We start from the raw sequence: 26,762 nt of genomic DNA on the forward strand, positions 1-26,762 counted from the left end.
GGTGTTAATTATCCTTCTAATTCCATTTTGTATATATATATTTTCTCATATAGCCAAGTTAGAGTACTCAATATAAGTTCTGCTCCTATTTGCATCAAAATTACAAATATGATTCCAAATATATATGCTGAAAAAGTATAATAATCTTTTTTAAACAAAGTCCAAATAGTAGGTATAATAAATAATAAAAGAAAAAATCCTCCAATACGTTCTATTATTGATTTCATACCTTCAAATACTATTATTATTATTTTTAAAACTATTAATGGTATGCTTAAAATAGTTTTTAATAATATACTTCTCATTTCTTCCTCCATAGTTTTTTATTTTATTATATCATCAAAACTCTAACTTGAAATTAATAAATTTCCCTGTATCTTCTAAAACTACAGTTGCATCATATTTCTTATCTTTTTTTACTGAATATAATCCTTTAACTTCTGCTTTACCATCTTTAAGCAATTTTTTTGCAATACTTTTATTTATTTCTTTCTTTGCATTAGTAAAAAATTTATCTTGCTTCCAAAGTGTAAATCCACATTCTTTTCCACCTTCGCAATAAAAATTTAATTTCCCTTCATAAACATTCTTATTGCATCTAGGACATTTACCTATAATTTCTCTTTCTTTACTTTTAACAAATTCCTTATTTAAATTTCCTTTAGCATTATTTATTAGGCTATTTATATATACTTTTATTTCTTCTAAAAACTCACCTTCTGATAATTCACCATTATTTATTCTCTCTAGCTCATATTCCCACTTAGCAGTTAATTCAGGTGATTTTATATCTTCAGGTAAAATCTTCATCAATTCTTTTCCTTCTATTGTTGATATAAGCTTTTTGCCATCCCTTTTTACAAAACCTTTCTTTATTATCTGCTCAATTATTCCCGCCCTAGTTGCTGGCGTTCCTAAACCTTTGCTTAAAGATTCTTTAAGTTCTTTATCATCTACCAATCTTCCCACATTCTCCATAGCCGATAATAACGTATCTTCAGTATAATATTTAGGTGGTTGAGTTTTCTTAGCTTCTGAAGATAATTCAACATTTTCAAATCTCTGTCCTACATTCACCTCACCTTCAAAACTATTTTTATCTTCTTCTATTTCTATACCCAATTTTTCTTTCATTAATTTTTCTATCAACTTAAAACCATTATCTAATATTTGTTTTCCTGAAAACTCAAATATTTCATCTTCTATTCCCAAATCTATTTTTATATTAGTCTGTTTTATAGGCTTATAAACGCTTTCTAAGAGCTTGTACGCAACTAGGTATAATATCTTCTCTTCACTATCTGTAAGGCTTAAATCGTGCTTTAAAACTTCGTTAGTAGGTATTATTGCATGGTGATCACTAACCTTTTTGTCATTTATAATGCTTTCTAATTTAACTGCTTCAATTTCATACTTTTCCCTTAAATTTTCTCCTAAAAGATTTGAATTTACTAAATTAATTATTAAATCTTTTGTTTCATTTTTCATATCTTCCGTCAAAAATTTACTATCTGTTCTTGGATATGTTATAATTTTCTTTTCATATAAACATTGAGCTAAATCTAATGTTTGTTGTGCTGAAAAACCTAGCAATTTATTAGCTTCTCTTTGCAGAGATGTTAAATCTAATAAACCGCTAGGTTTTATATTTTTTTCTTCTTTAATAACATTTTTTATTATTGCATCTTTACCATTACACTTATTTACTATACTATAAGCTTCAGTTATTCCATCAAATTTTTTAGCAGCTATAAATAATCCAGTATCAGCCTTTACAACAAAATATTGTTTAGGTTCAAAATTTTTAATTTCTTCATCTCTTTTTACAATTAAATTTATAGTTGGTGTTTGAACTCTACCTACATTAAGCATTTTATTATATAAGCCTGTATATAATCTTGTTGCATTTAACCCTACCAACCAATCTGCCTTACTTCTGCAAAAAGCTGACTTATAAAGACTTTCAAACTCTCTCCCATCTTTTAATTTACAGAAACCTTTTTCTATAGATTCTCTAGTCATAGAACTTATCCATAATCTTTTAATAGGTTTATTACTTCCTATTTGATTATATACTAGCCTAAATATCAGTTCTCCTTCCCTTCCAGCATCTGTCCCACAAATCAACTCTTCTACATCATCTCTATTAGCTAACTCTTTTATAACTCTAAATTGATCTTTGGTTTTACTTGATACTTTTGTTTTCCATTCTTCAGGAATTATCGGCAATGTTTCTAAATTCCACTTTTTATACTCAACACTATAATCTTCAGGCATTGCATTTTCAACTAAATGCCCTACACACCATGTTACTAAATAATTATTACCTTCATAATAACCATTCTTTTTTTCACTTGCTCCAATGACTTTGCTTATCTCTAAAGCTACACTTGGCTTTTCAGCTATTACTAATTTCACTCCCAATTTCTCCTTTCTTATCTATGTATTACATGTAATATTACATTATACTCTTATTTTTGATTTTAAATTTCTACTGCAATATAAGAACAGCTCTGAGCTGGCTTATTATCAGTTACATCAAATAATTCTAAATTATTTAACAGAATATCATTAAACTCTTCTCTATCTATATTTTCAGGTTCTAAAATTACTTTCCTTACTTCTATATCTTTCGTATAACTATGAATCTCCATAGCAATCCTACAGTTACTCATTATTACATTCATTGTTGGACTAAAATCAAAAGTTTGATTCTCTTTAAACAACTCTTTATCAAAAGAACAATAAAATAACTCACTTAAATAACATTCTTCACCGTTTTTTAATTTTATTGTCTGCTCTTTCAACTCTTCACCTTTTGTTTCAAATAAAATCTCGTTACCATTCACATCATAAATTTTAAATAAAACCATTATGCTAATTCCACCTATTAAATCCCCTTTATACTTAAATGTTCTTTTAGGTAAAAATAAATAATCATATCCTAATCTATATTTTCTAATTCCTTTAATAGCTTTTTTCTTTTCAACTATCTTTTCATTTTGATTATCCTCTTTTGATTTTACATATTCTTTTAACTCTTTTAACATTATATCCACCATTTCGGAATTATGAGCCAATATCTCTTTTTTCATGCAAAAAAACACCTCTTTAATTATTTATAATTAAATTTAATATATTACCTTGTTCATCAAATTTTGAAATATCATCAAAAATTACTCCTGAATTAACCATACTATCAATATTTAAATCTAACTTTATATACTCTGTTTTTTTATACTGATCTATTCCTTGTACTAGATACTCACAATATAAGTATTTTCCTTCAAAGCTTTTTCTTTTTATTACTTCTGTAGATAATGTATATGATTCATATATTTGTCCATCAATAGGTTGTCCCTTCTCATTAATATTTTCTGAAATATACCATTGAAATTTTGTAGTTTCATTTGGTAGTGCATGGAATATTAATATATCATTGTTATCTTTAGATTTAATACCATACTTCTTCATCAAACTCTCTCCCATAATCTATTTTTAGTTGTTATTATCTTTCCTTTAACTATAAAAATATCCTGGATAAAATTTAATTTATCCAGGAATAGTCTTGCTATTAATTTTTTAATTCCTTTATCATTTTTACCAACTCTTCATATGGAATATCTACTTCATTTATTAATCCTTTTATTTCTAGTGTTTTTAAGTTTTCTATTTCTTTTTCTAATTTTTTTATACCTTCTTCCTCTTTTTTTATTTTTTCTCTTTTCTTTAATATTTGTTCTTCTTTAGCTTTTATCTTTTCTTGAATACTCATATTAAACGCTCCTTATTTGTAGTTTTAATAGCTAAACTTCTAATTTGCTATTCAACAACCCTTCTAACAGTACCATTAAAGGCATTTTTCCAATATCCTTCTAAATTATTCACCCATACTCCATTAGTGGATGCATCATGTAAAAATTTATTATCTCCTAAATAAATACCAACATGATTATTAACAACTCCTTCTGTATTGAAGAAAATTAAATCTCCCCTTTGCATCTCTTCAGTTTTAACTTCTCTTCCCATAGTAACTAATGTCCAAGTTACTACGCTTCTATAATCTCCTAAATTAAGACCAGCATTTGCATAACACCAATGTACAAAAGAACTGCAATCAAACCGTAAAGCTGCAATATCTTCAGGATTTCTTCCTCCTCCAAAAACATAAGGTGATTTTCCTACAATACTCATACCCGTTGTGATAGCTCTTTCAACTACTTTATTTCCATCGCCTACTTTAAAATCATAAATATTTAATGAATATGACTCTATAATATTACAAATTAAACTTGCATATTGTGGATCTGTTGCATATCCAGCCATTCTAATTGCATAAGCTTGTTCCTTATAATCTTTGGCTTTAAAAACCCCTGATTGCTCATATCTTGGATTTTCCTTTAAGAACTTTCCATGATCCTTTACTGAATCCTCAAAACTATCATATTTCCTCCACTTTGCCATTACAGTAATATTACTTCCATTTATATGTTCTTGTGTTGGCATATCAATAGTTTGTCCCTTCCAACTACTATCAGCTTTTACTCCAAATAAATTATTAGCTTTTACTGAAAGGTCAGATTTTCCCCACGCTGATTCATGTATAGCTTGTGCTATTGTTACTGATGGAAAAATCCCGTAATCATTGTAATTATCTTGAGCTATTGGAACTAATTTTAATATAAATGCTCTTTGTTCTTCATTAGGAACTGCAAAATCTATATTTGAATTTTCTCCAATAAAAATACTTATAAACCCTATAAATATACTTCCTATTAAACTTAATGCCACTACTACTGCTCCTAATACAGCTAATACCTTCAATACTACTGGATTAGAGAAAAGTTTTGTAGCCATAATAGTTAGTTTTTTTCCAGCATCATAACCAAACTTTGTGAATTTCTTTACCTGTTTTATTCCTCTTGCTCCATAATCAAAAGTATTTTTAGTTAATTTAGTTGCTTTCTTAGTAGCTTTCGCACTATACCTTAAAGTATTTTTAGTAGTAACTAATGTATCTTTAGTTTTTACAATGCTTTGTATTCCTATATTTTCATTTCCTTTTAATGAATTAACCTCATTTATTAAGCTAGTTGTTATTCCTTTTCCAACAATTCTTTTTAGTTTAATTGACTTTATGTCAGAAATGTTTTTTAAATTCTTTGATACATCTTTTACATACCTTGCTCCATTATAAGCTCTCTTCAAACTTCTTCCAGCTCTTATTAAATCTCTTGGAGCTGATACAATTCTATACATTTTTTCTTTTGCTAAAGTATTTCCATAATCATTATCTGAACTATTTAAATTATCAATTCCATTGTCTACTATTGTCCTTATATACCTAGCTTTAAAGAACTCCTTTTTTACTCTTGAAAAATTTACACTTCTAGTATATTTTAAATCCTCTATTAAATTAGTATATCTTCCTTTTGCTTTTAATTTATCATTTCTTACTATATTTAAACTCTTTCTTCTATTTCCTTGTATATCATAATTCTTTATATTAGGTATATTGTTTTTTATTATTGTTTCAGATATATCTCTTTTTATTATTGTTTCAGATACTCTTTCTTCTCTTACTCTTATTATCCCATCAAGCTTAGAATTTACATAGTTAGCACTATTTTTAAATCCATTTTCTCTTATTACTGATTCACTTCTTTTAGTAATATTACTTGTAATATTATTTTTTCTTAAACTATTACCTCTTGTATCAACTTCCTTTATTTTTATTATAGAATCTATTCTTTTATCATCTATAAGACTATTTTTTCTTGCTTTATAATTATTTTCTTTTCCATTCAACAAAGAGTAAGTTCTATCATTAATTCTTTCTTCTCTTTTTATTGTTGCTCTTGTATATTGACTACTTTTATATGGGTATTCAATCCTACTTATTAGTTCTCTTCTACTACCAGTATCTCCATATCCATTTTTAAAATATTGAGGTTTATTTAAAGATTCATTATTCCCTTTATAAATTCTTTCATTATTTATAACTTTATCTAAAGATTGCTCACTAGTAGATCTATTAACAAAAGACTTATTTATTTCCGTATTATACTCACTATCTTTAATAATACTTTTTCCTTCTAATTTAAAAGAAGCACTTCCATATATAGAAGTGCTTTCTTTATTCTTAACTAAGTCCCTTGAACCATTTTTTATTATACTCATTAAACACCCGCTGTTACTTCTTCAATCTTAGTAGTAAGCATTTTGTAAAGTTCTGTTTTCTTAGGGAAATCATCTTCAAATGGTATTATTGCATTTCCTGCAAATATCAATCCATGTCCTGGATCTGAATTAGTAACATAGTTTAATTGTTGGTCTGATATATTTAATAAATGTGCCAGTTCATCTCTATCAGAAGAAGCCTGATTTAACATATATATAAACTCACTATTGGATAACATACTTCTTGCATTATCACTTCGTAATAAATCTTCAACATTTTGAGTTATTCCAGTTGGAATGGCTCCCCACTTTCTTGCTCTTTTCCATAATTCAAATAAATAGTTATCTGAATATTCATTTTTGAAAAGTAAGTATATTTCATCTATATATATCCAAGTTCTTCTACCTATTTTTCTATTTTGAGTTATCCTATTCCATATTTGGTCTAACACCACTAACATTCCTATAGTATTTAACTGCTTACCTAAATCTTTAGTATCGAATACTACAAATCTATTATTAATATCTATATTGGTATGATGTGAAAATACACTTAAACTACCATTTATATAAATCTCTAAAGCAAGTGCTAAATCATTTGCTTCAGGCTCTGGTTGTTCTACTAAATTACTATAAAATGTTTTTAATGTTGGTACATCTTCCTTCTTAGGGTTATTAAAATATTTTTCATAAGTTAATAAAACAGTTCTGTCTATTATAGTTTTATGAGCTGAAGATAATCCATATCTTCCCCCTATAAGTATTTCACATAAAGATAATATAAACTCTGATTTTAATGATATTGGGTTATCATCGTCTGCATAATCTAAATTTATATCAAATGGATTAATAAAATTATTACTTCCAGCAGATATTTTTATTACTTCTCCATAAAAACCATTAGTTTTAACATCATTATCAATTCCCTTAGCTAATGGAGTATATTCTCTTTCAGGATCTATTACTATTACATCATCATTTGTACTTAAAAGTACATTTGCAATTTCTCTTTTAGCTGCTAAAGATTTTCCCGAACCTGAAGAACCTAAAATAAATCCATTTGCAGTTTTAAGATTTTTTCTATTTACTAAAATCAAATTCTTACTTAATGAATTACACCCATAATAAGTCCCATTATTATGGAACAATTCTTGAGTGGTAAAAGGAACAAATATACCTGTAGAAGCAGTAGTTAATGTTCTCTTTATATCAACATAATTTTTCCCTAGAATTAAAGTTGAATTAATCCCTTCCTCCTGAAGATAATCTAAATATCCTATTTTACAATTGTTCTTTCTGCAAATTGATGATATTTGATAAATATTTTCTTCTAACTCTTCCTTTGTTTTTCCTGAAGTAAATATTAAAATTGTATTTTTAAACATACCTTGATTTTTATTTAATAAATCATCTAATAATTCATTAGCTTCAAGTAAACTAAATTTAAGTTCATGCGGTATCATCTCGGGATCATATCCAGCTTTTATAGCTTTTTTCTGTTCATCTATTTTTTGTTGTTCCATAAATGCAATTTTACTCTTAACTAAATCCAAAGCTTTATCTTGTGAAACTCTATTTATATGTAGATTAATTGTTAAATCGCAATTTAAGTCTGAAAGTTCACTTAATAGCTTATCAGATAAATCAGAAGGTAAATCTTTTAAATATACAACTTGTCCATATCTATTGCCAAATTCAAAACTTCTCTTATCTTTAAAGTCAAAACTATCGGGTGCTATAAAATCTTTTGTACTTAAACTATTTTCAAGTAAGTATTCATATTCAAATTTATATGGTTCATCAGGATTAAAAATAGAGTGTATAAATTCACATCTTTCACTTCCTGAAAGAACCGAGTTTATACACCCTAATCTTTTCATGTTTGCTTGTACATCAGCCTCTATTCTTGATAAAACTTGTACTCCCTGTTCATAGTTACTTGCTTCGCAAGAGAAAGTAAGATATTTCTCTCTTATTATACCATTTTGCCCTTTTAAAGCCTTATCTATAAGCATCTGATTATACTCATACCTATATTTATTCAATCCATCATCCTTTTTAGGCGTATATAATAAAATTCTCTTTTTAAAATCCTCCTGGTCTATTCTTCTATTATTTATAGTAATTTGAACATTAATACTTGGATCAAAATAATTTAAGAACTCACAGTACCTAGAGAATATATCTATTTGATCATCTCTTTTAGCAATTTGATAATTTATATCTGAAAATTTTATAGTTTTTGAATATATTCCACCCTCAACATCACAAACTCCATCTTCAAACATTCTATTATATCTTATAGTGTTTTGAACTGTTGCTGGAACTTTTAAAGATTTAAGAAAGTTTTTATCTACCTTTCTTTCTCTGTCTGAAATCTCGTTTTGCCCCTTTAATTTGTTTCTTAATTTCTTTGAATTTTCTTTCTCTATCTTTTTTGCTTGGTTCAAAGCCTTTATATTCTCTTTCTTCTTTAACCTTTCTTCTAATTGACTTTTGGGTTGTTTTTTTCTTAATATCACTTTCATATCCTCCTTCCAATAAATCAACTTGAACTACTGTCTTGTAATTCCTTTTTGATTTTCCAAATTGATGTTTCAAAAACATTATCAAAACTTTTTCAAATTTTAATCCTTTTGGTTTCAAGTAACCTATTGCTATTAATGGCACAACTTCTATTATTACTATATATCCAGTTAATTCTTGTCCTATTTTATTCATTAAAAAAATATAACTTGGTACACTTATAACAATTGCAATAAGTGAACATACCAACTGTCTAACACTTAAACCAAACATTATTTTTTCTTGATATTCTGTTATCTCTTTAGGTATTCTTACTTCTACTGACATTCTAGTTCCCCCTTACATAGCATTGCAAATTGACTTAGCCCATTTACCACTACTTAATAATGCAAATACTGTTATAATTGAATATCCAGTACATTCCCATAACAAACTCAATAAATTTGTTGAATCTATATTTGAAGGATCTATTGTTACTATTCCACTAAATAAAATTCCCATTATTGCAATTGAAATACACATCAAAACTCCTTGTATAGATACCGCAGTAAAAGATTTTAAAAAGTTTTTTGCAATTGAACTCTGCTCTGCATTAGGTATAGTAGCCATAGGTAATGGTGCTATTCCTATAAAGACATACATTTCTATCATTCTTCCATATATTATTGCAGTTATTAATATATTGCTAATAAACGAAATAGTATTTATTATAACTACATTTATCATAATTAAAACTTTCTCTAAAAAATCTGCATTACTAACCAACTGCTCTATTGTTTCTCTAGCACTTCCAATATCAAGTCCTCCACTCCCTGAAAATATTCCGTTTATACCTACAATAATTTCTTGCGATACATTGAATATTGCTGATAAAATTAAAGGTGTCATATCTAACGCAGTTTTACATATTATAAACTTAATCATTATTTTAAAGGGGATTTCAAATCCCCTTTCACCCATAGTGTCTGTTCTTGTGGTTATACTTTGCAATTCTAGCAATAAAAATATTGCTAGAATTACTAATGCTATTGGAGTTATTATATTTTTTTGAATGTTTAAAATCCCTGTATAGATTGTGGCATTGAATTCTTCAGGAGTTTTTATTAGATCACTCCCAACAGATGTAACATTCGTAATCATGTTTATTATCGTATTTACAATCCATTCTTCCATAATATCCTCCTATTAAATACTTTTAATTTTTTTAGCCAACAACAGATGAAAATAATTGTGCAGCTACAACTATCATTCCTCCACCTACTATTTGCCATATCCCACCTTGTAAAGCTGGTCCATTTTTATCCTTTAATGCTCCTGCTAAAACAATTACTCCCCAAACACACCAAAGTCCTCCACCTATAGTACAGAACTTAATTATTATTTGTAAAACTTGATTCATTACGTCCATTTTTATCTCTCCTTTTTTATACTAAATTATTTATTTCTTCAGTTAATTCAATTTCTTTAATTTCAGTTTTTTCATCTAAAATATCTTTATTTTTTTCTTTTAAAACATCATATCTATTATCTTCACTATAATCAGCTAATTCCTTATATCTTTTATGCTTTTCTATTTTAAATTTCTTTGATTTAAAAGGCTTTACTCCTCTTATAAAAAGTAAACATTCATCTGTCTTTAGCAACCCAACTTCTGCTGGCGTTATTAAATCCCTTGCTATAATTTGATTATTTAATGATAAACTTCCTGATTGCCCTTTACTTATATTTATTGCAGTATGGTCAATAGTTGTTTTACCTACTCTAGCTGATATAGATTTTTGTGTTTCTTCTTCCCCACTTCCTAAGAATAGGGTAGTATCACAGTTACCTACAATAGTTCCCGCTTGTTCTTTATACAATCCTTTTATTTGAGCCATATTTTGAACTATAGGAACTACTGATATCTCTCTACTTCTTACAGTTGCTATTAATTTTTCAAATGAAGGAATTTGACCTATATTAGCAAACTCATCTAAAAGACATCTAACATGAACTGGTAATCTTCCTTTATACTCGTTATCTGCTTTATTACATAGGACATTAAACATTTGAGTATATAAAATAGCAACTAAAAAATTAAATGTACTATCTGTATCATCTATAATAATAAATAAAGCTTGTTTGTTATCTCCCAAAGTATCTAGTTCTAGTTCATCATACTCTGTTATTTCTCTAAGCTCTTTAATATCAAAAGGTGATAACCTAGCACCACAACTAATTAATATTGATTTAGCTGTTTTACCAGCAGCTTGTTTATATTTTTTATATTGTCTTACTGCAAAATGACCTTCATCTTTACTTTCTAAATCTTCAAATATTATATCTATAGGATTTTTAAATTCTTCATTATCCTCTTTAGCTTCCATTTGATTTAATAAATACAGTAAAGTGCTAAAATTTCTATCTTCTTTGGGTAATTCATAATATATATATCCTACTAAAGCTTGATATAACAATCTTTCAGCTTTTATCCAAAAGTCCTCTTTGCATTTTTCACCTTCTCCACTAGTATTTAATATTATTGTGTTTACTAATTTTAAAATATCTTTTTCTTTTCTTATATATTCAAACGGGTTATAGTGCATAGATTTAGAGAAATCTATTGTATTGAAATACTTTAAATTATAATCTGCATCCAATAACATCTTTCCACATTCAGGTAATAAAGTCCCTTTAGGATCAGTTATTACATAAGATGTGTGTAACTGCATTAAATTAGGTTTAACAAAAAATCTTGTTTTCCCCGAACCTGAACCACCTACAACAAGAATATTATTATTTCGCAATGTTTTTCTTGTATCTATTGATATTCTTTCACTTTCAGTTAGTAACATATTTTTTTCATAATTCTTATCTATAAAAGGTTTTATATCAGTCGCACTTCCCCATTCTGCTGAACCATGCTCCTTACCTTCTAATCTATTATTTCTTGTAAAAGAATTATATAAAACCACTAAAAAAACACCTATCAATCCAACTAGACCTATCAATATGGATTCTGGTGTTTTATCTATAAAAAATATGTTTTCCAGGATAGATTTACTCAAATTATCCATAATAAAATTAATTTTGGTAAGTATATCCCCTTCTAAACTTTGATACAAAAAAGCTATTCTATTAAATATATAAAATACTATTATTGATGCTATAGAAGTGAATATTAATTTTTCTTTTTTCATTATCTATCCCCTCTATCTTTAACAAATTGTTTTTCATTTTTATTAAGCTCTACTTCCTTATTATGCTCTTCAGCTTTTACTTTAGCTTCTTTTACAACCTCCTTAACTTCCTTTCTTTCATCTCTCTTAAAATCCTTAAAATTTTTACTTGCATAATCCTTAAATATTTTTTCAATTTGGCTGATGTCTTGCCCCTTAAAATATAGGTTGAAAACTTCATTATAAGAATCCTTTTTTATTGCAAAATCAATTCCATCTTTTTTTAGCTGCCTTTGAATTGCTTTTAAATCAGCTTTATCTATATTTACATTTTCTAAAGCTTTTCCCTTTTTGTTCAACTCTTTTAAACTCTGCTTTCCATTAACAACCTTATATTTATCATTTGCTATAGATCTAATCACCTCTAATACTAATTTAGCTGTAATCTGTGATGCTTTTACAGTAACCCCTATTGCTTTATTTCCTACTTCATCTCCTAGCATACACTCACCTCCTCTCGCAAAAAAACTCTCGGCTATTGCCTGTCAGAAGTTCTTTTGTAAAATATTTATAAAAAGATGTCCTTCGGGAACACCCTTTACACTTTGAAAAATTTTTCTAATATTACTATACCTTTGATAAATTGCTTGTAATATTACAAACCTATTTTAATTCATCTAATATACTTAGTGTTCCTTTATTCTCTAAAAATTGTAAAATTATATTGTATATTAGCACGTTAACAGATGAACACTCTCTTATATATTCTTTAACATATATTTCGTAAAGTTTAATATTTTCTTCCTCTAAAAGTTTTACTGTTAATCTACTTATCTTAGGCTCATTGTTAATTCTTCCATATATCAATTTAGATTTATCTAAAATAGGTTTATTTAACCAATCCTTTACAATCATTGTTGCTACTTGTGAAGGTTTTATCCTATATCTATGCAATCCTTCACTTACTATATATCTCTCTAAGTCAATTAATGTTTCCCTCATTAATCTTACTCCTATTGAAATTTCTGTTCTATCCACTTCAAAAACCTCCATAACAAAAGTGTTCCTCGGGAACACTTTTAAAATTATCTATAATATTTTTTAACTTCCATACATCTTATAATAATAAATAAAATAAATTTATTTTACTTATTTGACCCCTATCGTATATCCTTTCTAAAAAAATATTAATTAATCGTATCGCCTTTTACCAGCTCTCGTTCCAACAATTGCACAAGCAAATGCTGAAAACCCTAATAAAAATAAAACTACCAACATTAAAAACATACAAATCCTCCTTTTTTATATTACTTTGATTGAGTAAATTAAATAAAATAAGCATTAAAATACTTGCTTTATTTAATTTACTGAATAATAAAAAGGTGTTCCCAGGGAACACCCTTATATTATTATTTATCTTATTTTTTCTTCTTCTACTATTCCATTTACAACTAATCTTTCAGTTGTACCTTCAGCTCCATAACAAGTTATTAAGTTAAATATTTGGCTTGTTGAATAATTAATACTTGATTCCTCTAAACTATATTCACTATACTTATTTCTTTTATTTAACTCTTCAATTAACGATACATACTCTACCGTTCCAAGTTCATATTCTCCATTAAATATATCATCATTTTCATTTGTTATAAAAATTGAAAATATATCACACTTCATAGCTTTTCTTTCCGTATAAATATATAAATATCTATGCTCTTTCAAAAAATCTTTATCTATATATTTTCTAAGTTCACCGAACATTTGACTACTAGCCATATTATGCCCAAAAATAAATGTATTCCCTTTTGTAAAGTTTGTTCCACTATAAGAAAATATTGAACCTAAAGGAGTATATTCTTTATTCATATCATTATATAGATATTCTTCATCAGACTCTCCAACCAATATAGGATAATCAATTTTTGTTCCAGGAACATAAATCCATGCCTTTATATCTTTATTTATACTGTTTAATTTCTCAAAGTCTATAATTCTATCTAATGGATCATTAACAACTTCACTTGTTGCTACTTCTCTAAGACTTTGATTTTTAGCTTTATTTGATATCATATATCTAAATTCAACAAACCCCTTATATAGAAACACTATTGATACTATTAATAATATACTTGCTATTACTTTTCGCATTTTTTCTTTTTCTTCCCTACTCCAAAAAATAAAATACTGCTACCTATTAATAAACAAGTCCCTACCCCTAGATATAAATAAGCTTTATTATCATATCCTGTTGCTGGTACTTTAGGTTTTTCTTCTTCTATAATCTTAGTATGTTTGGGAATAACATTTATGTCATAAGACATAGTTTTATCAGCTTCATTCCAAGATGGAATTGATACTAAAAATGGTGTTATGTTTTCATAGTTTGAAATATCTGTTGCATATAGCAAATATACTCCTACATCTAAATCATCTATAGTACATTTTCCATTTTTATCAGTTGTTAATATATTATCTGTACTTACTACCTTCTTAAATAAGTTAGCTGCTAATTCCAAATCTGTAGCAGTTTTTATATTATTTAAATCTATATTTACTGCTTCATATTGAGTTAATACTTTATATTCTCCATTTATAACATCAGCTACTTTAGATAATCCAAATTTCACATTACCTTTATCTCTATTATCTTCAGTATCAGATAAAGTTATTGTAATACTACCAGTTCCACTTTTTACTTCTTCAAGTATATCTCCTGGCACTAATGTACTTCCACTATCTTCTTTATCTATTACAACAGAATCAGTTATTATAGCTCTACTATTGATATTATTAATAGTATCAGCATAAACATTAACTGCTGATGCTGATATAGAAGATACTAATAAAGCCATAGCTAATATATAATTAATCTTCCTTAACTTCATGCCCTTCTCTCTCCTTTCTTCTTTTATCACTTAGTTTTAAAACTACTGCTAAAGTTAAAAATATAAAAGGAATACTAGCAAATAGTATTTCTCTATTAGACATTCTATTTGATTCAATACTCTCATATTCAGATGGTTCATAAGGAACTCTTTCACCCGTAACAACTAATCTGTGAGTGTTAATTCCATAAGGAGTACACGTTATTAAAGATACTAAATCTTTACCTTCAATAATATTTACTGCATCTATATCTTCAGGCTCAATAACTTCAATATTATTCACTTTATAAGCTAATGTTTTATCTTGTATTCTAACGAAGAATAAATCGCCTTCAACTATTTCATCTAAACGAGTGAATAATTTCGCATTAGGAAGTCCTCTATGCCCTGTTAGAACGCTTCTAGTATTAATTCCCCCTATAGGTAAACTACTGTTGTAAACATGTCCTACGCCTACTGAAAGCACTTCATCAGATGTCCCATGATATATAGGAAGATTAACATTTATTTTAGGAATTTCAATGCTTCCCATTATTCCATTTCCCATATCAAGAATATTATTATAGCTTTCTTCACCTAAAACACTAATTGAATTAGTATTTAATATATTATTTTTGTAATTAAATAAAGCTGAATTATATTCTTCAGCTTTATTGTACTCTAGTTCTAATTCTGCTCTATCTATATTATTAACTGCATTTTCGTAAGTTGCTATAGCTTCTCTCTGATAAAAACTTTCTATAATACTACTACCTAAAGGATATATACATATTAGAAATCCAATTATAAATATTATCTTACGAATAACATTTCTCCCATCCATATCAACACTCACTTTCCATTGTCTTTATTTATATAAGCTTTTTTACTTTTTACTCTTTTTTCTTGATACTGCTAATGCTCCTGTCATTAATGTTGAGCCTAAACCAATTAATGCTATAGTTGCACCCGAACCAGTTACAGGTAGTTTGCTACCAACCTTATTTATTACAGTTATGTTAAGAGATCCATCATCAACATTAGTATCTAATGGTTGATTATTCTCATTAAATATTCCATCCCAAAAAGTTTTTATATTGGCAGTTGCTTCTAAAGTTTTAAGAGTTTTATCAGTTGCTCCATCACCTTTTACATAAACATTTCTGTTTTCTGTGAAAGTAGGAATTATATTTATTTCTATTGGATCTAATATTGGTCTATATCCATCAGGAGCACCAGTTTCCTTTAACCAATAAGTACCTTGGTCTAATCCAATAATTGTGAATACCCCTTCTGCATCAGAAACCATTTCTACTGCATCACTTGGTACACCACCTTGAACACTATCTCTATTGATTACTATATATCCACTTTCAGCTTTCTTTACATATACTTCATTTTTGCACTCTTTATCAGAGTATAATCTAAATTTAGCATTTTCTAGTTTTAAATCATGGTCATTTATCTTTAAACCATTGATTTTATAAGTGAAGCAAACTACAGTATCCCAAGGAGTTTCCCCTCTATCAGTTTCTCCATCACCATCAGGATTATTTGAAAACTCTAATTTAACATCATTTTCAAATCCTGGTCTACCAGTATCATTAGCTGCTTTATCATTTAAAGTAGCATTGAATGTTAATTCTACTTTTTGCCCATAAACATTTTCATTTAAATCATTCTTATTATTAAACTCTCTATCAACTATTGCCTTTAAATCAACAATTTCTACCTTGAAAGTTTCATCTTTTCCTGGATTTTCAACTACATTAAACTCACTATTTTGTAATGTATATGATTTTCCTGTAGAATCACTTATTTTAATACCTACTGAATTATTATTAAATGTTAAAGCTTCGTCCATTTTATCATGCCAAGCATAATAATAAGTATGATAACCATTCATATTTGGTACATTTGACTCAAATTTGAAAGGTACAGTTTGTCCTATTTCATAATCCCCTATATCGTTCCAACCATCATTTCCAACTGCATCTACATTATCATCTTCTTTTATCTTCTTGATAACTGATGGATAATCAGATTTTACTTGAACTGATGCATTAGGATTAGCCGTATTTACCATACATAAAGATCCCGCTGAATGAGAACCTGAAACATTAGATACTTCATCTACTATATAATATCCATAATCTAACCCTGTTAATTCTATACTGTTATTTGACTTAACTTCTGTAACTGTTACAACATCAGATTTAATTTTTAATTTCACTATCTCGTTTCTTAACTCTTCAACAAAATATCTAAACTCACTATATCTTCCTTCTAAAGTTTGTTCAGCATTAGCACCTTCAACTTTATTGTTGTTTAAAGATTGAATATAATCTATAATTTCATATTCTGTTACTTTACTAGCTTCTTTGTTTAATTTCTTACCAACAACATTTTTTAATGCTGGTGCATAATCTGGATTCATTGTATAATTTATAGATTCTAAACCAGTAGAATTTTGAGCATTGAATAGCTTGTACACATTGAACTTTTTACCAACTAAAGTTTGACTTGTGTTATTACCTTCAATAGTAATTGAAGCACTTCCACGACCAAAATTTGCTACACCTCCTGGTGTATTTTTATTTACAAAAGCATAAGTTGTAGCAGCACTTTCATTTCTAGTTTCTGCATGAGCCATTACACTTGGTAATGTACTCGTTGCTAAAACTCCCGCAACTAATGCATATGATAATACAGATTTTAATATTTTATGTCTTGCCATTTGACTATCCCCCTATAACCTATCTCTTATTTTCTTTCTTAGATTTTCTACTCATTATAATTGCAACCCCCATTAAAGACATACCAACTACTAATATAGGTATCATCATTCCTGATCCTGTACTTGGTAGTTTCATAGTTATGTAATTAACTACTTTAACGCTGATTACTCTATCATTTTTATTTCCTTCTATATGAATATCACCATTTGTAGAATTAGCATTATACTTAACTCCATCTATTGTAAAGTTAAAAATACCATTTGATGGTTGAGATTCAGTAACTACTTCATATACATGAACATTTCCATTTGAATCTACAGGTATTCTATAACCTTCAGGTGCTTTTGTTTCTTTAAAGTAATATTGAGTTCCAACTTTTAACCCATCAAAGAATAATTCTCCTTTTTCGTTAGAAACTGCCTTACTTATTTCATTTCTACATTCTCTATCAGAATATAAAGTAAATTCAGCACCTTTTAATGGTGTATTCTTATCATTAACCTTAACTACTTTTAATTGAAAAGGTCTTAAACTATTTTCTACTGTCAATACCCCATTGCCTTCTGATTCTACATAGCTCATTCCCATATTAGTAGTATTAGATATTACTCTTATTGTATTACTTGATGTAACTTCAAAAACAAACTCATTTGGATTTACTTCAAATCCTTCAGTAGTTGATATTTCTATTATTTTATGTGTTCCTTGCTCTAACCCCTTAATTACTATTTCTCCATTTGGATTAGTTGTTAATTCTTCAGTTGTTCCGTTAGGTTTTGTATGTCTAAACTTTACATTAGGTAGTAATATATGTGTTCCTTCTTGTACTTTTCTTATAGTAAAATCTAAGGAATCTTCTTTTATTACTGGTTCATTATAAGTATTTACCCCTTCTGCTGTTCCATTAGGAGTTATTCTTCTAACAAACACTTCAGGATTTAGCTTATAACCTGTAGGAGCTTTAGTTTCTTGTATTGTTAAAGTTCCTAGTGGTAGAGCTGGAGCCCCAAAACTTGTATACCAAAAAGCATCACCTGATACTTTATGAGCATCATTGAATAAAGCAACACCATTGCTTCCTGTTTTCATAACCCAACTTCTAGTAGGAGAAACCCCTAAATCTGATGGATTAACTCCATCTGCATACTCACCTGCATAAAATTTAAATGTGAAATGTGCATCTTCTAAAGAACCACTACCTTGAGGTCTATCTGTACCTGTATCAGCATCCACCTTTCTAAGAGCAACCACAACTGGGTCAAGCTGAGGTCTATCTGTAAATGCTTTAGTTGACTTACTACCCGAATTAACTGTTATCGGATATATATTTCCATCTAATGCATATCCCTTAGGTGCTTTGGTTTCTTTAATATAATAAGTTCCTGAATCTAATTGAATTTCTTGTGACCAACCATTAGAACCTATAACAAGAGTTGCTACTTGACCTGTAGCATTAGATCCTGTAAATACCCCATATTCTGCACCAGTTATATTATAATAATTATTTCCATTCGTTATTGATGGATCGGCAGATGATTTAGATATTTGTAATGAACCTTTTGGATTATACATCCAAAATGCTAAATCTTGATAAGAGCTTCCTTCTGTATCAGCAATATATGCAGTAAATGAAGATGGTGGTTCAGGTAAACCTCTTACTTGATTAAGTAATCTTCTACCTAAGTTTTTACCATCACCATGTCTTACTTCAGAAATAGCCATTGCAGTCGCAATTCTTAAACCATTAGATGCCCAACCACCTATTTGTCCTGGTCCTTCAAAACCATAATACAATATCTTTCTTATATCAGAATTACCTTCAACCGAAGTGCTAAGTATTCTTACCCCAGTTCCTGGTGATACCTTAGAGTGATCAGCACAAAAAGCTGTACGTCCATTTATACTAAACATATCTGACCTACCCATAAGAATCCCACCCTCATAGTAAGTTAAGTTACCATGATTAGTAACAGTCATTCCAGTTCTAGCTGCCATAAAAGATAATGATCTTCTCAATCTAGTTCTAATAGGATTTAAATTATTCAGACTTTCTAAAATTGGATCTACATTTTCATCTTGAAGATAATCTAAAGCTAAATCTTTCTTTGATATATCTACTAAAACAATACAATCACCTATAGTTTCTAAATCAATAAGCTTGTTTATATATTCATCTTTAAAAAAGAAGTTTTCATCTACCTTATCTTCTAACTTATGCTTAGAAACAAGTTCTTTTCTAAAATTCAAAGCTTCTTCAGAATCATATATACCTTCAAGATACTCATTAAGTATCTTATCTACTTTATTCTCTTCTTGTGGCTTTTTCTCATTAGTATCTATTTCATTTGATGTATCTTGTATTTCTTCTTGAATCACATCTGATTGAACTATTTCATCTTTAATTTCTTCTTTTGGATTTTCTGTGAAATTAATAATTATAGAATTAGCATTTTCTTTTAGATTAACATCATAAATTTTACTATTTCCATTTATTACTCCATCATTCTCTATACCATCAATAGATGATATAAAATATCCTTCATTCGGTGTAGCAGTTATTCTTAAATTAGTATCTACTGTACAATCTGCTCTAAAAACATCTTTATTTCCTAAAGAATATTTAGAACTTCCATCATCAATAATAACTTCACCTTCCCCTTTAACTTTTATTTCTAGCTTCGTTATATTAGATGCTTCTGCTGGTATGGCTTGAACATTTCCTACAACTAAAATACTCACTAAAAACAAGCTTAAAATTCTTTTGAGTTTCCTCACTAAGTTTCCCTCCTTAACTTTTTATTTCAGATAAAAAACTGTAATTAATTTTTCTCCCCCCCATCAACTTTTTAAATTATGCAATTAAAAAACTCCAACTATTTAATAGTTGAAGTTCTTTATGTTACATAATTAGATTTAAAAGTGTTCCTCGGGAACACTTTCTTTATTTAATCATTTAATAGTCTTAATATTTTATTTATAGCCTTTTCTTTACTAAGGTTCTCATATTTCATAATATTGGCTACATCAAAATTTAAGTAATAATCAGAAATATTTTTATTATTATAAGCCATTCTCAATTGTTGTATATCACTTTTAGATAAAATTATATTCCCCCTATCATTTTTCATTAATAATTGCTCCTTTACTAAAAAATAACAATTAAAAAGTGCCTAGTTTCTAGGCACTTTAATAATACATACTATAAATTTTTTTATATTACTTAGTTGCTCCACAACTACAACTATGACCAACTGTAACTGTTTCTGTCCAAGCTGCTTTATCTACTACCCATTTCTTCTCTGTTACTGCTGGGTGGTTAACATTGTTTGTACCTACTTGAATTTGCTTGTAGTCTGTATGCCAACCAGTACAAGCCATATTACCTGCTAATATATTATCTGTCATATGCTTGTCTATATTACTTGTTATATCTGCACCACAACCATTACATATAGCAACTTCCCTTTCCTCATAAACTGGGATACTCTCTGTCCAAGCTGGTGTTACAACTACATCTTCCCAATGACCTACCTCATCATGGTGAACTTGTTCAATTATAGGGTTCCAACTATGAGTATGAGTACTTCCATTTGAAGTGTTACTATTAGTGTTACTGCTAGTATTACTATTAGTGTTACTGCTAGTATTACTATTAGTGTTACTGCTAGTATTACTACTATTGTTATTGCTAGTATTACTATTAGCATTGCTACTACTAGATTGGCTATTATTTTTATTAGTATTATTGATATTTATATCATTACTGCTTGTACTATTTTCAGGCATATTGATATTAGATTCAGTTTCTTTCACTTCCTCTTTTTTATCTTCAGCATTATTATTTTCTTTTGATACTACTGATTCATCTTTATCTTTTTTATTATCTTCTTTTTTATTATTGATAACTGGTTTGTTATTTTCTGCTATATCATTTGATTTACTTGCTCCATTAACTAACACTCCACCAATAATTCCAATAACTATAGTTCCTACTATTACTCCACTTGCCACAATTCCTTTTTTACTCTTTAATATTTTTTTTATTTTTTCTAAATTCATCAATTTACCTCCTTATAAATTTGTGTTCCTCGGGAACACTTTTTTACCTTTATTTCCTCAATATCTTTAATTTATCCTCTGTTTTAGCAATATTATACCAAATTTATTTTTATTTTGTAATTCTTGTAGGCGTATCAAATGTAACTACTGGTGCTACTTTTCTATCTAGTATTAAATCTCCATTCCTTGCTTGTTTATAAATAGATCTATTAAATTTTGCAAAATTACTATTTGAAATTTCTTGCGAACACTCCCACTTAGTTTTTCTTAAAACCTATCTTGTTCTTTCCTTTTCAGCTTCATGTTTTTCTTTTAAATCTTTTAAATTTCTCTGTATATATTTTCTAATAGCATCAACACTCTTGCCAATTCTACGAGATATTTCTTTAGCATCTACTCCAGCTAAATATAATTTTTCAATCATAATTTTATCTCTCAAATCCAATACCATAATTAATACCTCCAAATATATATAGTTGCCCCAACCCATTTAGTTGGACATTTTTATTTTCAATTACCATATTTAACTAATTTAAATATATATTATCATTTGACAAGTATTTTGTCAACAGAAGTTTTGACGACAAGATTATTTTCTTGTCATGCTATGAATATGCTTTATTTTTATGTCTAAATAAATGTATACACTATTATGAATGAGGTGATTATATGAAATCTACTTTTGCTAACAATATAAAAAGCCTAAGAATAGATAATGATTATAGCCAAAATGATCTATCAAAAGCCCTAGGCATAACAAGATCTCGCTATTCAAATTACGAAAATGGAATAAGCGAGCCAAATATTGAAATTTTAATAAAAATATCTAGTTTTTTTAATTGTTCAATTGATGATCTTTTAAAAAGTAGAATTAATACTGTTGTCAAAAGTAAAATAGATACTATTATATCTGAAGAACCAAGAATTAGTGTAAATTTAAATGAATTTAACTATTCTGACTTAAAAGAAAAACTTTTAAAAAATAAAAGATTTTATGAAGAAAAGAAAAAAACTATATTAAGTGAAATTGATGTTAAAATATCTGAAATAGATTCTCTTTTAAATTTTATAAACAATATTTATAATGAAGATTTAACAAATGAAATTTCACACAACAAAAAAGATGAGTAATAATTTTCATATCACTCATCTTTTTTATATTTTCTTATATTAAATCTATCCATTATTATTTCATGTCCCCTGGGAACACTTTTCTTTTAACATTTCTTCAAGTCTTTCCTTTTAAATTTTCTCAAAACACCTCTAAACTTTTACATAGTTGCCCCAACCCATTTAGTTGGACAAATTTAATTATCTACTTATATTTTTGTCTTATTACAACAATATAATATCAATTTCAACATTTTATGTCAATATGAAACGTTTATCTTTTTGTTATTTTATTCATATTGAAACTTTTTCTGTTTTTTGTTCTATTTTGCTATTATTCTATTGATAGAAAGGAGTGATTTTTTTTTGAAAAAGAATTACTTTTGTGAAAATCTAAAATATATAAGGAGTTCTTTAAATATCAGCCAAAAAGAAATAGCAAATCACTTAAAATTAAATCCTAGCTCATATTCTAACTATGAAAATGGTCGCCGAGAGCCTGGTATAGATGTTTTAATAAAAATTTCCGATTTCCTTAACGTTGAAATAGATAAACTCTTGACTGAAAACCTTAGCAACAATGATAAATTTTTGAAGGATATTCAAAACAAAATTTCAAATGATATTAATTATGATGAAAAAATTAAGGATATTAATTTAGATATGCGTAAAAATATCTTATTTGAATTGGAGAATAAAAAAAGAAAATGTTTATCCCTAATTAATTATGAAATTCCAAAAAAAATTAAAGAAATTGATAATCTAATTAAGTATATAAATCTTTATACTGATCAAGATGTAGAGATTAGTGATGAAATCTCACCTAATACTAGTGAACTTAAAACTAATGAAAAAAGTATTGACTATAGATCTATAAACCTAATTGGAAAAGTATCTGCTGGGAATCCTTGTTATGCTTACGAAGAAATAATAAACACTTATAAAATCCCTTCCAATATCCTATGTCCTTCTAAAAATTATTTTATTCTTGAAGTTAAAGGAGATAGTATGAATAAAATCTATCCCCCTGGTGATTTAATATTAATTGAAAGTACAAATTTAGTTAATAATGATGATATTGTTATTGCTGTAATTGATGATGAAGCTACTTGCAAAAAAATCAATTTCTCTCCTAATGAAATTATTTTAACCCCTCAAAGCACTAACCCAATACACCAAGTTCAAATATATAAAGATATTAATGTTCATATATTAGGTAAAGTTCTTGGTAAACTTTCTGATTATATAAGAAAAGATGAGTAATAGTATATATTACTCATCTTTTTATATTTTAACTAATCAGGTATATCATTTAATAACTCATTAATAGAGTTCTCATAATCAGTATTTTCCTTATCTACAGATATTTCTTCACATTTTTTTTTATTATCTTCTTGTAACCTATCTAGTACTTTTTCTACTATTTTATTAATATCTATATTGGAATGTACGTTACTTGTTCCATTATTATTCCCTTTTAGAACTGCCCATTCTAATACTATTCTTTCTAAACTAGCTGAATCACTTGAAAGGTTTCTATCCTCTTTATTTTCCCTAACAATGTTTAAAGTTTCTTCTTCTATTGTATAGGTCTTACTTATCTTCGCCATTTTAGTATCTCCTTATTTAAAGACTTTTGTACCCACAATGTAAAGACCTTTAGCAGTTGCCATTTGTGGTGCTTCTACTAAAGTACCATTATATATTTTCATTCTTTGAGTAGTTCCTCCACCAAAATAAATATCCATTTCTTCAGTATTAACCCAATAACTATCAACTTCTTGAGCTACTTTTTCTGAAAGTATTCTGTATCCTTTTTCCTTTAATTTATCATAATCACCAGTATTACTATCTATTTCAAATAACTCTTTAGATAAATTATATTTATCATTTAATTCTCTTTGCACATATTCAAGAGCTGTCTTATTTCCTAATTCAAGCGATTTAGATTTTTTATCATTAAACTTCATTCCCTTATCAAAGTATGTAAATTCTGTAGTTCTAAAACCTACAGTTACCATTCCAATAGGTTTATTAGTAGTTGTTCTATCTCTTAATTCCCAAAATAATGCTGCATCTGACTCTCTAAATATTGATATATCTTCTATGAAAACTTTCTTATAACATTTAGTTATATTATTCATTATCTTTACTGTTTTACCCTTATAAGCTTCTATCACTTCTGTTAAAGTTCTTTTATTATAAGATTTATTTGGAACTCCTAATACAAGTTTAACACTATTAGCTACTGCTAACTTATCTAATAATGCATATAATAATTTTTCAGCAGTTAACGTAATCTTAGATTCCATATTATTAGAAGTTGGAGAATAACCTTCTACTTCAGCTAATATACCAGCAAAATATTCTTCTCCTTCAACTTCTAAATATATCGGATCTTTATAGTCATCAAAATCTATTTCTCTTCCTAGACTAACTATTGATTTAAAGCAACATTCACTAGCTTCTCCATTGTAAACTGTATAACCTTTTGTATATCCACGCCCAATATCTGCTCCTATTATTTGAGATTCTTGATTAATAATATTTTTCTCCATTTTTACACCTCTTTTTTTATTTCCTAATTACTATATTTATATAGTAACACATAAAAATTGTTATGTCAATGCTATATCAATTTTGCAACTAAAAATAATTGATATAGCATTGGTATATCAATTCAAATTCAAATATTAATTGTTATATCAACGGTATATCAATTTAATATATTTCAAAAATTGATATACCATTGTTTTATAAATTTTTTAAATATTGTTCTAAAGCAATATTTATTATTTCTCCAATAGTTTCATTGCTTTTATAAGATAATTTTTTTATCTCTTCATAAATTCCAGTATCTATCCTAAATGATCTTACATCATTTATATTACTTCTCACTCCCGTAATATTACTTGTAATATTGTTTGAATTCTTTTTATTAATTAATGATAAAATTTCATCTAAATTATCTAATAATAATAATAGTCTTTCATTATTTACTTCATCTTTAAAATTCTTACTATCTTCTCTTTGGGTATTTGCTTCTTTTTTAGTAATATTACTTGTAATATCATTTTGTAATACATACTGATTATCTATCTTTTTATATCCTAATCTAATAAGTCTTTTATGAATTACTCGTTCATTTTCTCCAAATGATTCTTTTTCGATTTTCACCATTGGTTTTCCATTATTCAACTCTTTATTTATAAATTCAACTATTTTTATTAAATTATTTCTGTTCCATTCCATTTTTACACCTCACACTTACTTGTAATATTACACTAATATTGTACCATTATTTTACATATAATTGTAAAAATAAGCGATTTATATATTAAATTAATATACAAATCGCTTACCTATATATATCTTTATGAACTTTTAAATCTTTTCTTTTTTTTTATTATGTTCATCAGCTTTTTTTGAAGCATCTTTAACAATATCTTTTATTCCTACAGTTTTTGTTACTGCTGCTTCTCTAATATCTGAATTATATTCTAAAGCTTTTTTTTCTATAAGTTCAAAATTAACACATCTTTTAGCTATAAAGCTTCTTCCACTTATAACCTTATTATATAATTTATTAGCTTTATTTTTAATTACATCTTCATTTTTATTTATAAATCTTATTTGCTTTGTTAATAATATTGAATATTTACGATTATGTCTTTCTTCAAAATTATACTCTACTATATTTTCTTTATGTACTGGTATCATATTATTTAAATTTATAACACCTAAATCTCCATTCTCCAATTTAAAAAAATCTATATTATTCTTCATAGATTTATGTTTTTCTTTAGGTGATGCCAACGGAGCTATATAATTCATCCCATTAACTTCTAATAATATCCCTATATATGGACGTGATTCATTTTTATTATCTCTAATATTATCATCAAATTTCTTTAGATAATTTATATAATCCTCTTTAACTATATATATTCTCATTCCCATTCTCCCCTTATAAAAAAAAAGTAATCAATTTTGATTACTTTTTTCACTCTTTTAGTTTCTCGCTTACTGGTGGAGATTCACCGCTCTTTTAGTTTCTCGCTTACTGGTGGAGATTCACCGCTCTTTTAGTTTCTCACTTACTGGTGGAGATTCACCGCTCTTTATAC

27 protein-coding genes are annotated in these 26,762 nt (G+C 27.4%); 2 read left to right on the plus strand and 25 right to left on the minus strand.

Translation table 11 applies throughout. The features are described 5' to 3' along the window. Window positions 1-8: 8 nt before the first annotated feature. From ABUA17_RS10295 to ABUA17_RS10395, 21 genes are all read right to left on the minus strand, one after another. Complete coding sequence (locus tag ABUA17_RS10295; RefSeq protein ID WP_042398856.1) at window positions 9-305, minus strand: hypothetical protein; 297 nt, start codon at window positions 303-305, stop codon at window positions 9-11. Window positions 306-339: 34 nt separating this feature from the next. After that, window positions 340-2,418 carry a type IA DNA topoisomerase gene (locus ABUA17_RS10300; protein ID WP_042398858.1) on the minus strand — a complete coding sequence of 693 codons (2,079 nt, stop codon included), beginning with the start codon at window positions 2,416-2,418 and terminating at the stop codon, window positions 340-342. A 65-nt stretch (window positions 2,419-2,483) separates the two neighbouring features. Further along, a complete protein-coding gene (locus tag ABUA17_RS10305) occupies window positions 2,484-3,095 on the minus strand; it encodes a hypothetical protein (RefSeq protein ID WP_052330674.1) in 612 nt (203 codons plus the stop codon). Between the two features lie 16 nt (window positions 3,096-3,111). Then, window positions 3,112-3,474, minus strand: a complete 363-nt coding sequence (locus tag ABUA17_RS10310) for a hypothetical protein (RefSeq protein WP_042398860.1) — start codon at window positions 3,472-3,474, stop codon at window positions 3,112-3,114. Between the two features lie 100 nt (window positions 3,475-3,574). Continuing rightward, window positions 3,575-3,775 carry a hypothetical protein gene (locus ABUA17_RS10315; RefSeq protein ID WP_042398862.1) on the minus strand — a complete coding sequence of 67 codons (201 nt, stop codon included), beginning with the start codon at window positions 3,773-3,775 and terminating at the stop codon, window positions 3,575-3,577. A 47-nt stretch (window positions 3,776-3,822) separates the two neighbouring features. Next, window positions 3,823-6,180, minus strand: coding sequence for a glucosaminidase domain-containing protein (locus ABUA17_RS18815; protein WP_052330675.1), 2,358 nt, complete (start codon window positions 6,178-6,180; stop codon window positions 3,823-3,825). After that, complete coding sequence (locus ABUA17_RS10325; RefSeq protein ID WP_078061333.1) at window positions 6,180-8,630, minus strand: VirB4-like conjugal transfer ATPase, CD1110 family; 2,451 nt, start codon at window positions 8,628-8,630, stop codon at window positions 6,180-6,182. Before ABUA17_RS10325 ends, ABUA17_RS18815 begins: the two co-directional genes overlap by 1 nt. Continuing rightward, window positions 8,530-9,033: a PrgI family protein gene (locus tag ABUA17_RS10330; protein WP_052330676.1), complete on the minus strand. Its 504-nt coding sequence runs from the start codon at window positions 9,031-9,033 to the stop codon at window positions 8,530-8,532. The genes ABUA17_RS10325 and ABUA17_RS10330 overlap by 101 nt, the downstream gene beginning before the upstream one ends. 12 nt (window positions 9,034-9,045) lie before the next feature. Next, on the minus strand, window positions 9,046-9,879 hold the full coding sequence (locus ABUA17_RS10335; protein ID WP_042398866.1) for a VirB6/TrbL-like conjugal transfer protein, CD1112 family: 834 nt from the start codon (window positions 9,877-9,879) through the stop codon (window positions 9,046-9,048). A gap of 31 nt (window positions 9,880-9,910) precedes the next feature. After that, entirely contained in the window at window positions 9,911-10,114 is a 204-nt protein-coding gene (locus ABUA17_RS10340; RefSeq protein ID WP_042398870.1) for a hypothetical protein, read from the minus strand. A 16-nt stretch (window positions 10,115-10,130) separates the two neighbouring features. Then, window positions 10,131-11,885 (minus strand): VirD4-like conjugal transfer protein, CD1115 family, encoded by a 1,755-nt coding sequence (locus ABUA17_RS10345; protein ID WP_042398874.1) that lies wholly within the window; start codon window positions 11,883-11,885, stop codon window positions 10,131-10,133. Continuing rightward, a complete protein-coding gene (locus tag ABUA17_RS10350) occupies window positions 11,885-12,367 on the minus strand; it encodes a PcfB family protein (protein WP_042398877.1) in 483 nt (160 codons plus the stop codon). The genes ABUA17_RS10345 and ABUA17_RS10350 overlap by 1 nt, the downstream gene beginning before the upstream one ends. 160 nt (window positions 12,368-12,527) lie before the next feature. After that, window positions 12,528-12,902: a hypothetical protein gene (locus ABUA17_RS10355; protein WP_042398880.1), complete on the minus strand. Its 375-nt coding sequence runs from the start codon at window positions 12,900-12,902 to the stop codon at window positions 12,528-12,530. A gap of 375 nt (window positions 12,903-13,277) precedes the next feature. Further along, the gene (locus tag ABUA17_RS10360) at window positions 13,278-14,012 is read right to left on the minus strand and encodes a class B sortase (RefSeq protein WP_052330677.1); all 735 of its coding nucleotides are present in this window, start codon (window positions 14,010-14,012) and stop codon (window positions 13,278-13,280) included. Further along, window positions 14,000-14,749: an LPXTG cell wall anchor domain-containing protein gene (locus ABUA17_RS10365; RefSeq protein ID WP_052330678.1), complete on the minus strand. Its 750-nt coding sequence runs from the start codon at window positions 14,747-14,749 to the stop codon at window positions 14,000-14,002. Before ABUA17_RS10365 ends, ABUA17_RS10360 begins: the two co-directional genes overlap by 13 nt. Further along, a complete protein-coding gene (locus ABUA17_RS10370; RefSeq protein WP_042398885.1) occupies window positions 14,730-15,572 on the minus strand; it encodes a class C sortase in 843 nt (280 codons plus the stop codon). The genes ABUA17_RS10365 and ABUA17_RS10370 overlap by 20 nt, the downstream gene beginning before the upstream one ends. Before the next feature lie 42 nt (window positions 15,573-15,614). Beyond that, the gene (locus tag ABUA17_RS10375; protein ID WP_042398887.1) at window positions 15,615-17,465 is read right to left on the minus strand and encodes an isopeptide-forming domain-containing fimbrial protein; all 1,851 of its coding nucleotides are present in this window, start codon (window positions 17,463-17,465) and stop codon (window positions 15,615-15,617) included. Between the two features lie 19 nt (window positions 17,466-17,484). Continuing rightward, window positions 17,485-20,241 (minus strand): SpaA isopeptide-forming pilin-related protein, encoded by a 2,757-nt coding sequence (locus tag ABUA17_RS10380; protein WP_042398890.1) that lies wholly within the window; start codon window positions 20,239-20,241, stop codon window positions 17,485-17,487. A 170-nt stretch (window positions 20,242-20,411) separates the two neighbouring features. After that, complete coding sequence (locus ABUA17_RS10385; RefSeq protein WP_042398892.1) at window positions 20,412-20,594, minus strand: hypothetical protein; 183 nt, start codon at window positions 20,592-20,594, stop codon at window positions 20,412-20,414. 88 nt (window positions 20,595-20,682) lie between these two features. Then, entirely contained in the window at window positions 20,683-21,525 is an 843-nt protein-coding gene (locus tag ABUA17_RS10390; protein WP_055277597.1) for a hypothetical protein, read from the minus strand. Between the two features lie 274 nt (window positions 21,526-21,799). Further along, window positions 21,800-21,976 carry a hypothetical protein gene (locus ABUA17_RS10395; RefSeq protein ID WP_349818229.1) on the minus strand — a complete coding sequence of 59 codons (177 nt, stop codon included), beginning with the start codon at window positions 21,974-21,976 and terminating at the stop codon, window positions 21,800-21,802. A 218-nt stretch (window positions 21,977-22,194) separates the two neighbouring features. Between ABUA17_RS10395 and ABUA17_RS10400 the strand changes: the two genes are divergently transcribed. Continuing rightward, window positions 22,195-22,656: a helix-turn-helix transcriptional regulator gene (locus tag ABUA17_RS10400; RefSeq protein ID WP_052330680.1), complete on the plus strand. Its 462-nt coding sequence runs from the start codon at window positions 22,195-22,197 to the stop codon at window positions 22,654-22,656. A 345-nt stretch (window positions 22,657-23,001) separates the two neighbouring features. Then, window positions 23,002-23,898: a helix-turn-helix domain-containing protein gene (locus ABUA17_RS10405; protein ID WP_166484796.1), complete on the plus strand. Its 897-nt coding sequence runs from the start codon at window positions 23,002-23,004 to the stop codon at window positions 23,896-23,898. Window positions 23,899-23,930: 32 nt separating this feature from the next. Here the strand turns inward: ABUA17_RS10405 and ABUA17_RS10410 are convergent, their stop codons facing one another. From ABUA17_RS10410 to ABUA17_RS10425, 4 genes are all read right to left on the minus strand, one after another. After that, window positions 23,931-24,245: a hypothetical protein gene (locus tag ABUA17_RS10410; protein WP_042398897.1), complete on the minus strand. Its 315-nt coding sequence runs from the start codon at window positions 24,243-24,245 to the stop codon at window positions 23,931-23,933. 12 nt (window positions 24,246-24,257) lie between these two features. After that, entirely contained in the window at window positions 24,258-25,193 is a 936-nt protein-coding gene (locus ABUA17_RS10415) for a ParM/StbA family protein (RefSeq protein ID WP_042398900.1), read from the minus strand. A 196-nt stretch (window positions 25,194-25,389) separates the two neighbouring features. Further along, window positions 25,390-25,887 (minus strand): hypothetical protein, encoded by a 498-nt coding sequence (locus tag ABUA17_RS10420; protein ID WP_042398903.1) that lies wholly within the window; start codon window positions 25,885-25,887, stop codon window positions 25,390-25,392. Between the two features lie 132 nt (window positions 25,888-26,019). Then, window positions 26,020-26,589 carry a type III toxin-antitoxin system ToxN/AbiQ family toxin gene (locus ABUA17_RS10425; protein ID WP_052330682.1) on the minus strand — a complete coding sequence of 190 codons (570 nt, stop codon included), beginning with the start codon at window positions 26,587-26,589 and terminating at the stop codon, window positions 26,020-26,022. Between the last annotated feature and the right edge of the window lie 173 nt (window positions 26,590-26,762).

It is taken from the genome of Clostridium sp. RTP31139st1_H3_RTP31139_211217 (assembly GCF_040227035.1).
GTDB classification, from domain to species: domain Bacteria; phylum Bacillota; class Clostridia; order Clostridiales; family Clostridiaceae; genus Clostridium; species Clostridium saudiense.

Coding starts and splice junctions, on each gene's coding strand:
- ABUA17_RS10295 (WP_042398856.1), bottom strand. CDS start 305: ATGAGAAGTATATTATTAAAAACTATTTTAAGCATACCATTAATAGTT.
- ABUA17_RS10305 (WP_052330674.1), bottom strand. CDS start 3,095: ATGAAAAAAGAGATATTGGCTCATAATTCCGAAATGGTGGATATAATG.
- ABUA17_RS10310 (WP_042398860.1), bottom strand. CDS start 3,474: ATGAAGAAGTATGGTATTAAATCTAAAGATAACAATGATATATTAATA.
- ABUA17_RS10315 (WP_042398862.1), bottom strand. CDS start 3,775: ATGAGTATTCAAGAAAAGATAAAAGCTAAAGAAGAACAAATATTAAAG.
- ABUA17_RS18815 (WP_052330675.1), bottom strand. CDS start 6,180: ATGAGTATAATAAAAAATGGTTCAAGGGACTTAGTTAAGAATAAAGAA.
- ABUA17_RS10330 (WP_052330676.1), bottom strand. CDS start 9,033: ATGTCAGTAGAAGTAAGAATACCTAAAGAGATAACAGAATATCAAGAA.
- ABUA17_RS10335 (WP_042398866.1), bottom strand. CDS start 9,879: ATGGAAGAATGGATTGTAAATACGATAATAAACATGATTACGAATGTT.
- ABUA17_RS10340 (WP_042398870.1), bottom strand. CDS start 10,114: ATGGACGTAATGAATCAAGTTTTACAAATAATAATTAAGTTCTGTACT.
- ABUA17_RS10345 (WP_042398874.1), bottom strand. CDS start 11,885: ATGAAAAAAGAAAAATTAATATTCACTTCTATAGCATCAATAATAGTA.
- ABUA17_RS10350 (WP_042398877.1), bottom strand. CDS start 12,367: ATGCTAGGAGATGAAGTAGGAAATAAAGCAATAGGGGTTACTGTAAAA.
- ABUA17_RS10360 (WP_052330677.1), bottom strand. CDS start 14,012: ATGCGAAAAGTAATAGCAAGTATATTATTAATAGTATCAATAGTGTTT.
- ABUA17_RS10365 (WP_052330678.1), bottom strand. CDS start 14,749: ATGAAGTTAAGGAAGATTAATTATATATTAGCTATGGCTTTATTAGTA.
- ABUA17_RS10370 (WP_042398885.1), bottom strand. CDS start 15,572: ATGGATGGGAGAAATGTTATTCGTAAGATAATATTTATAATTGGATTT.
- ABUA17_RS10375 (WP_042398887.1), bottom strand. CDS start 17,465: ATGGCAAGACATAAAATATTAAAATCTGTATTATCATATGCATTAGTT.
- ABUA17_RS10385 (WP_042398892.1), bottom strand. CDS start 20,594: ATGAAAAATGATAGGGGGAATATAATTTTATCTAAAAGTGATATACAA.
- ABUA17_RS10390 (WP_055277597.1), bottom strand. CDS start 21,525: ATGAATTTAGAAAAAATAAAAAAAATATTAAAGAGTAAAAAAGGAATT.
- ABUA17_RS10395 (WP_349818229.1), bottom strand. CDS start 21,976: ATGGTATTGGATTTGAGAGATAAAATTATGATTGAAAAATTATATTTA.
- ABUA17_RS10400 (WP_052330680.1), top strand. CDS start 22,195: ATGAAATCTACTTTTGCTAACAATATAAAAAGCCTAAGAATAGATAAT.
- ABUA17_RS10410 (WP_042398897.1), bottom strand. CDS start 24,245: ATGGCGAAGATAAGTAAGACCTATACAATAGAAGAAGAAACTTTAAAC.
- ABUA17_RS10415 (WP_042398900.1), bottom strand. CDS start 25,193: ATGGAGAAAAATATTATTAATCAAGAATCTCAAATAATAGGAGCAGAT.
- ABUA17_RS10420 (WP_042398903.1), bottom strand. CDS start 25,887: ATGGAATGGAACAGAAATAATTTAATAAAAATAGTTGAATTTATAAAT.
- ABUA17_RS10425 (WP_052330682.1), bottom strand. CDS start 26,589: ATGAGAATATATATAGTTAAAGAGGATTATATAAATTATCTAAAGAAA.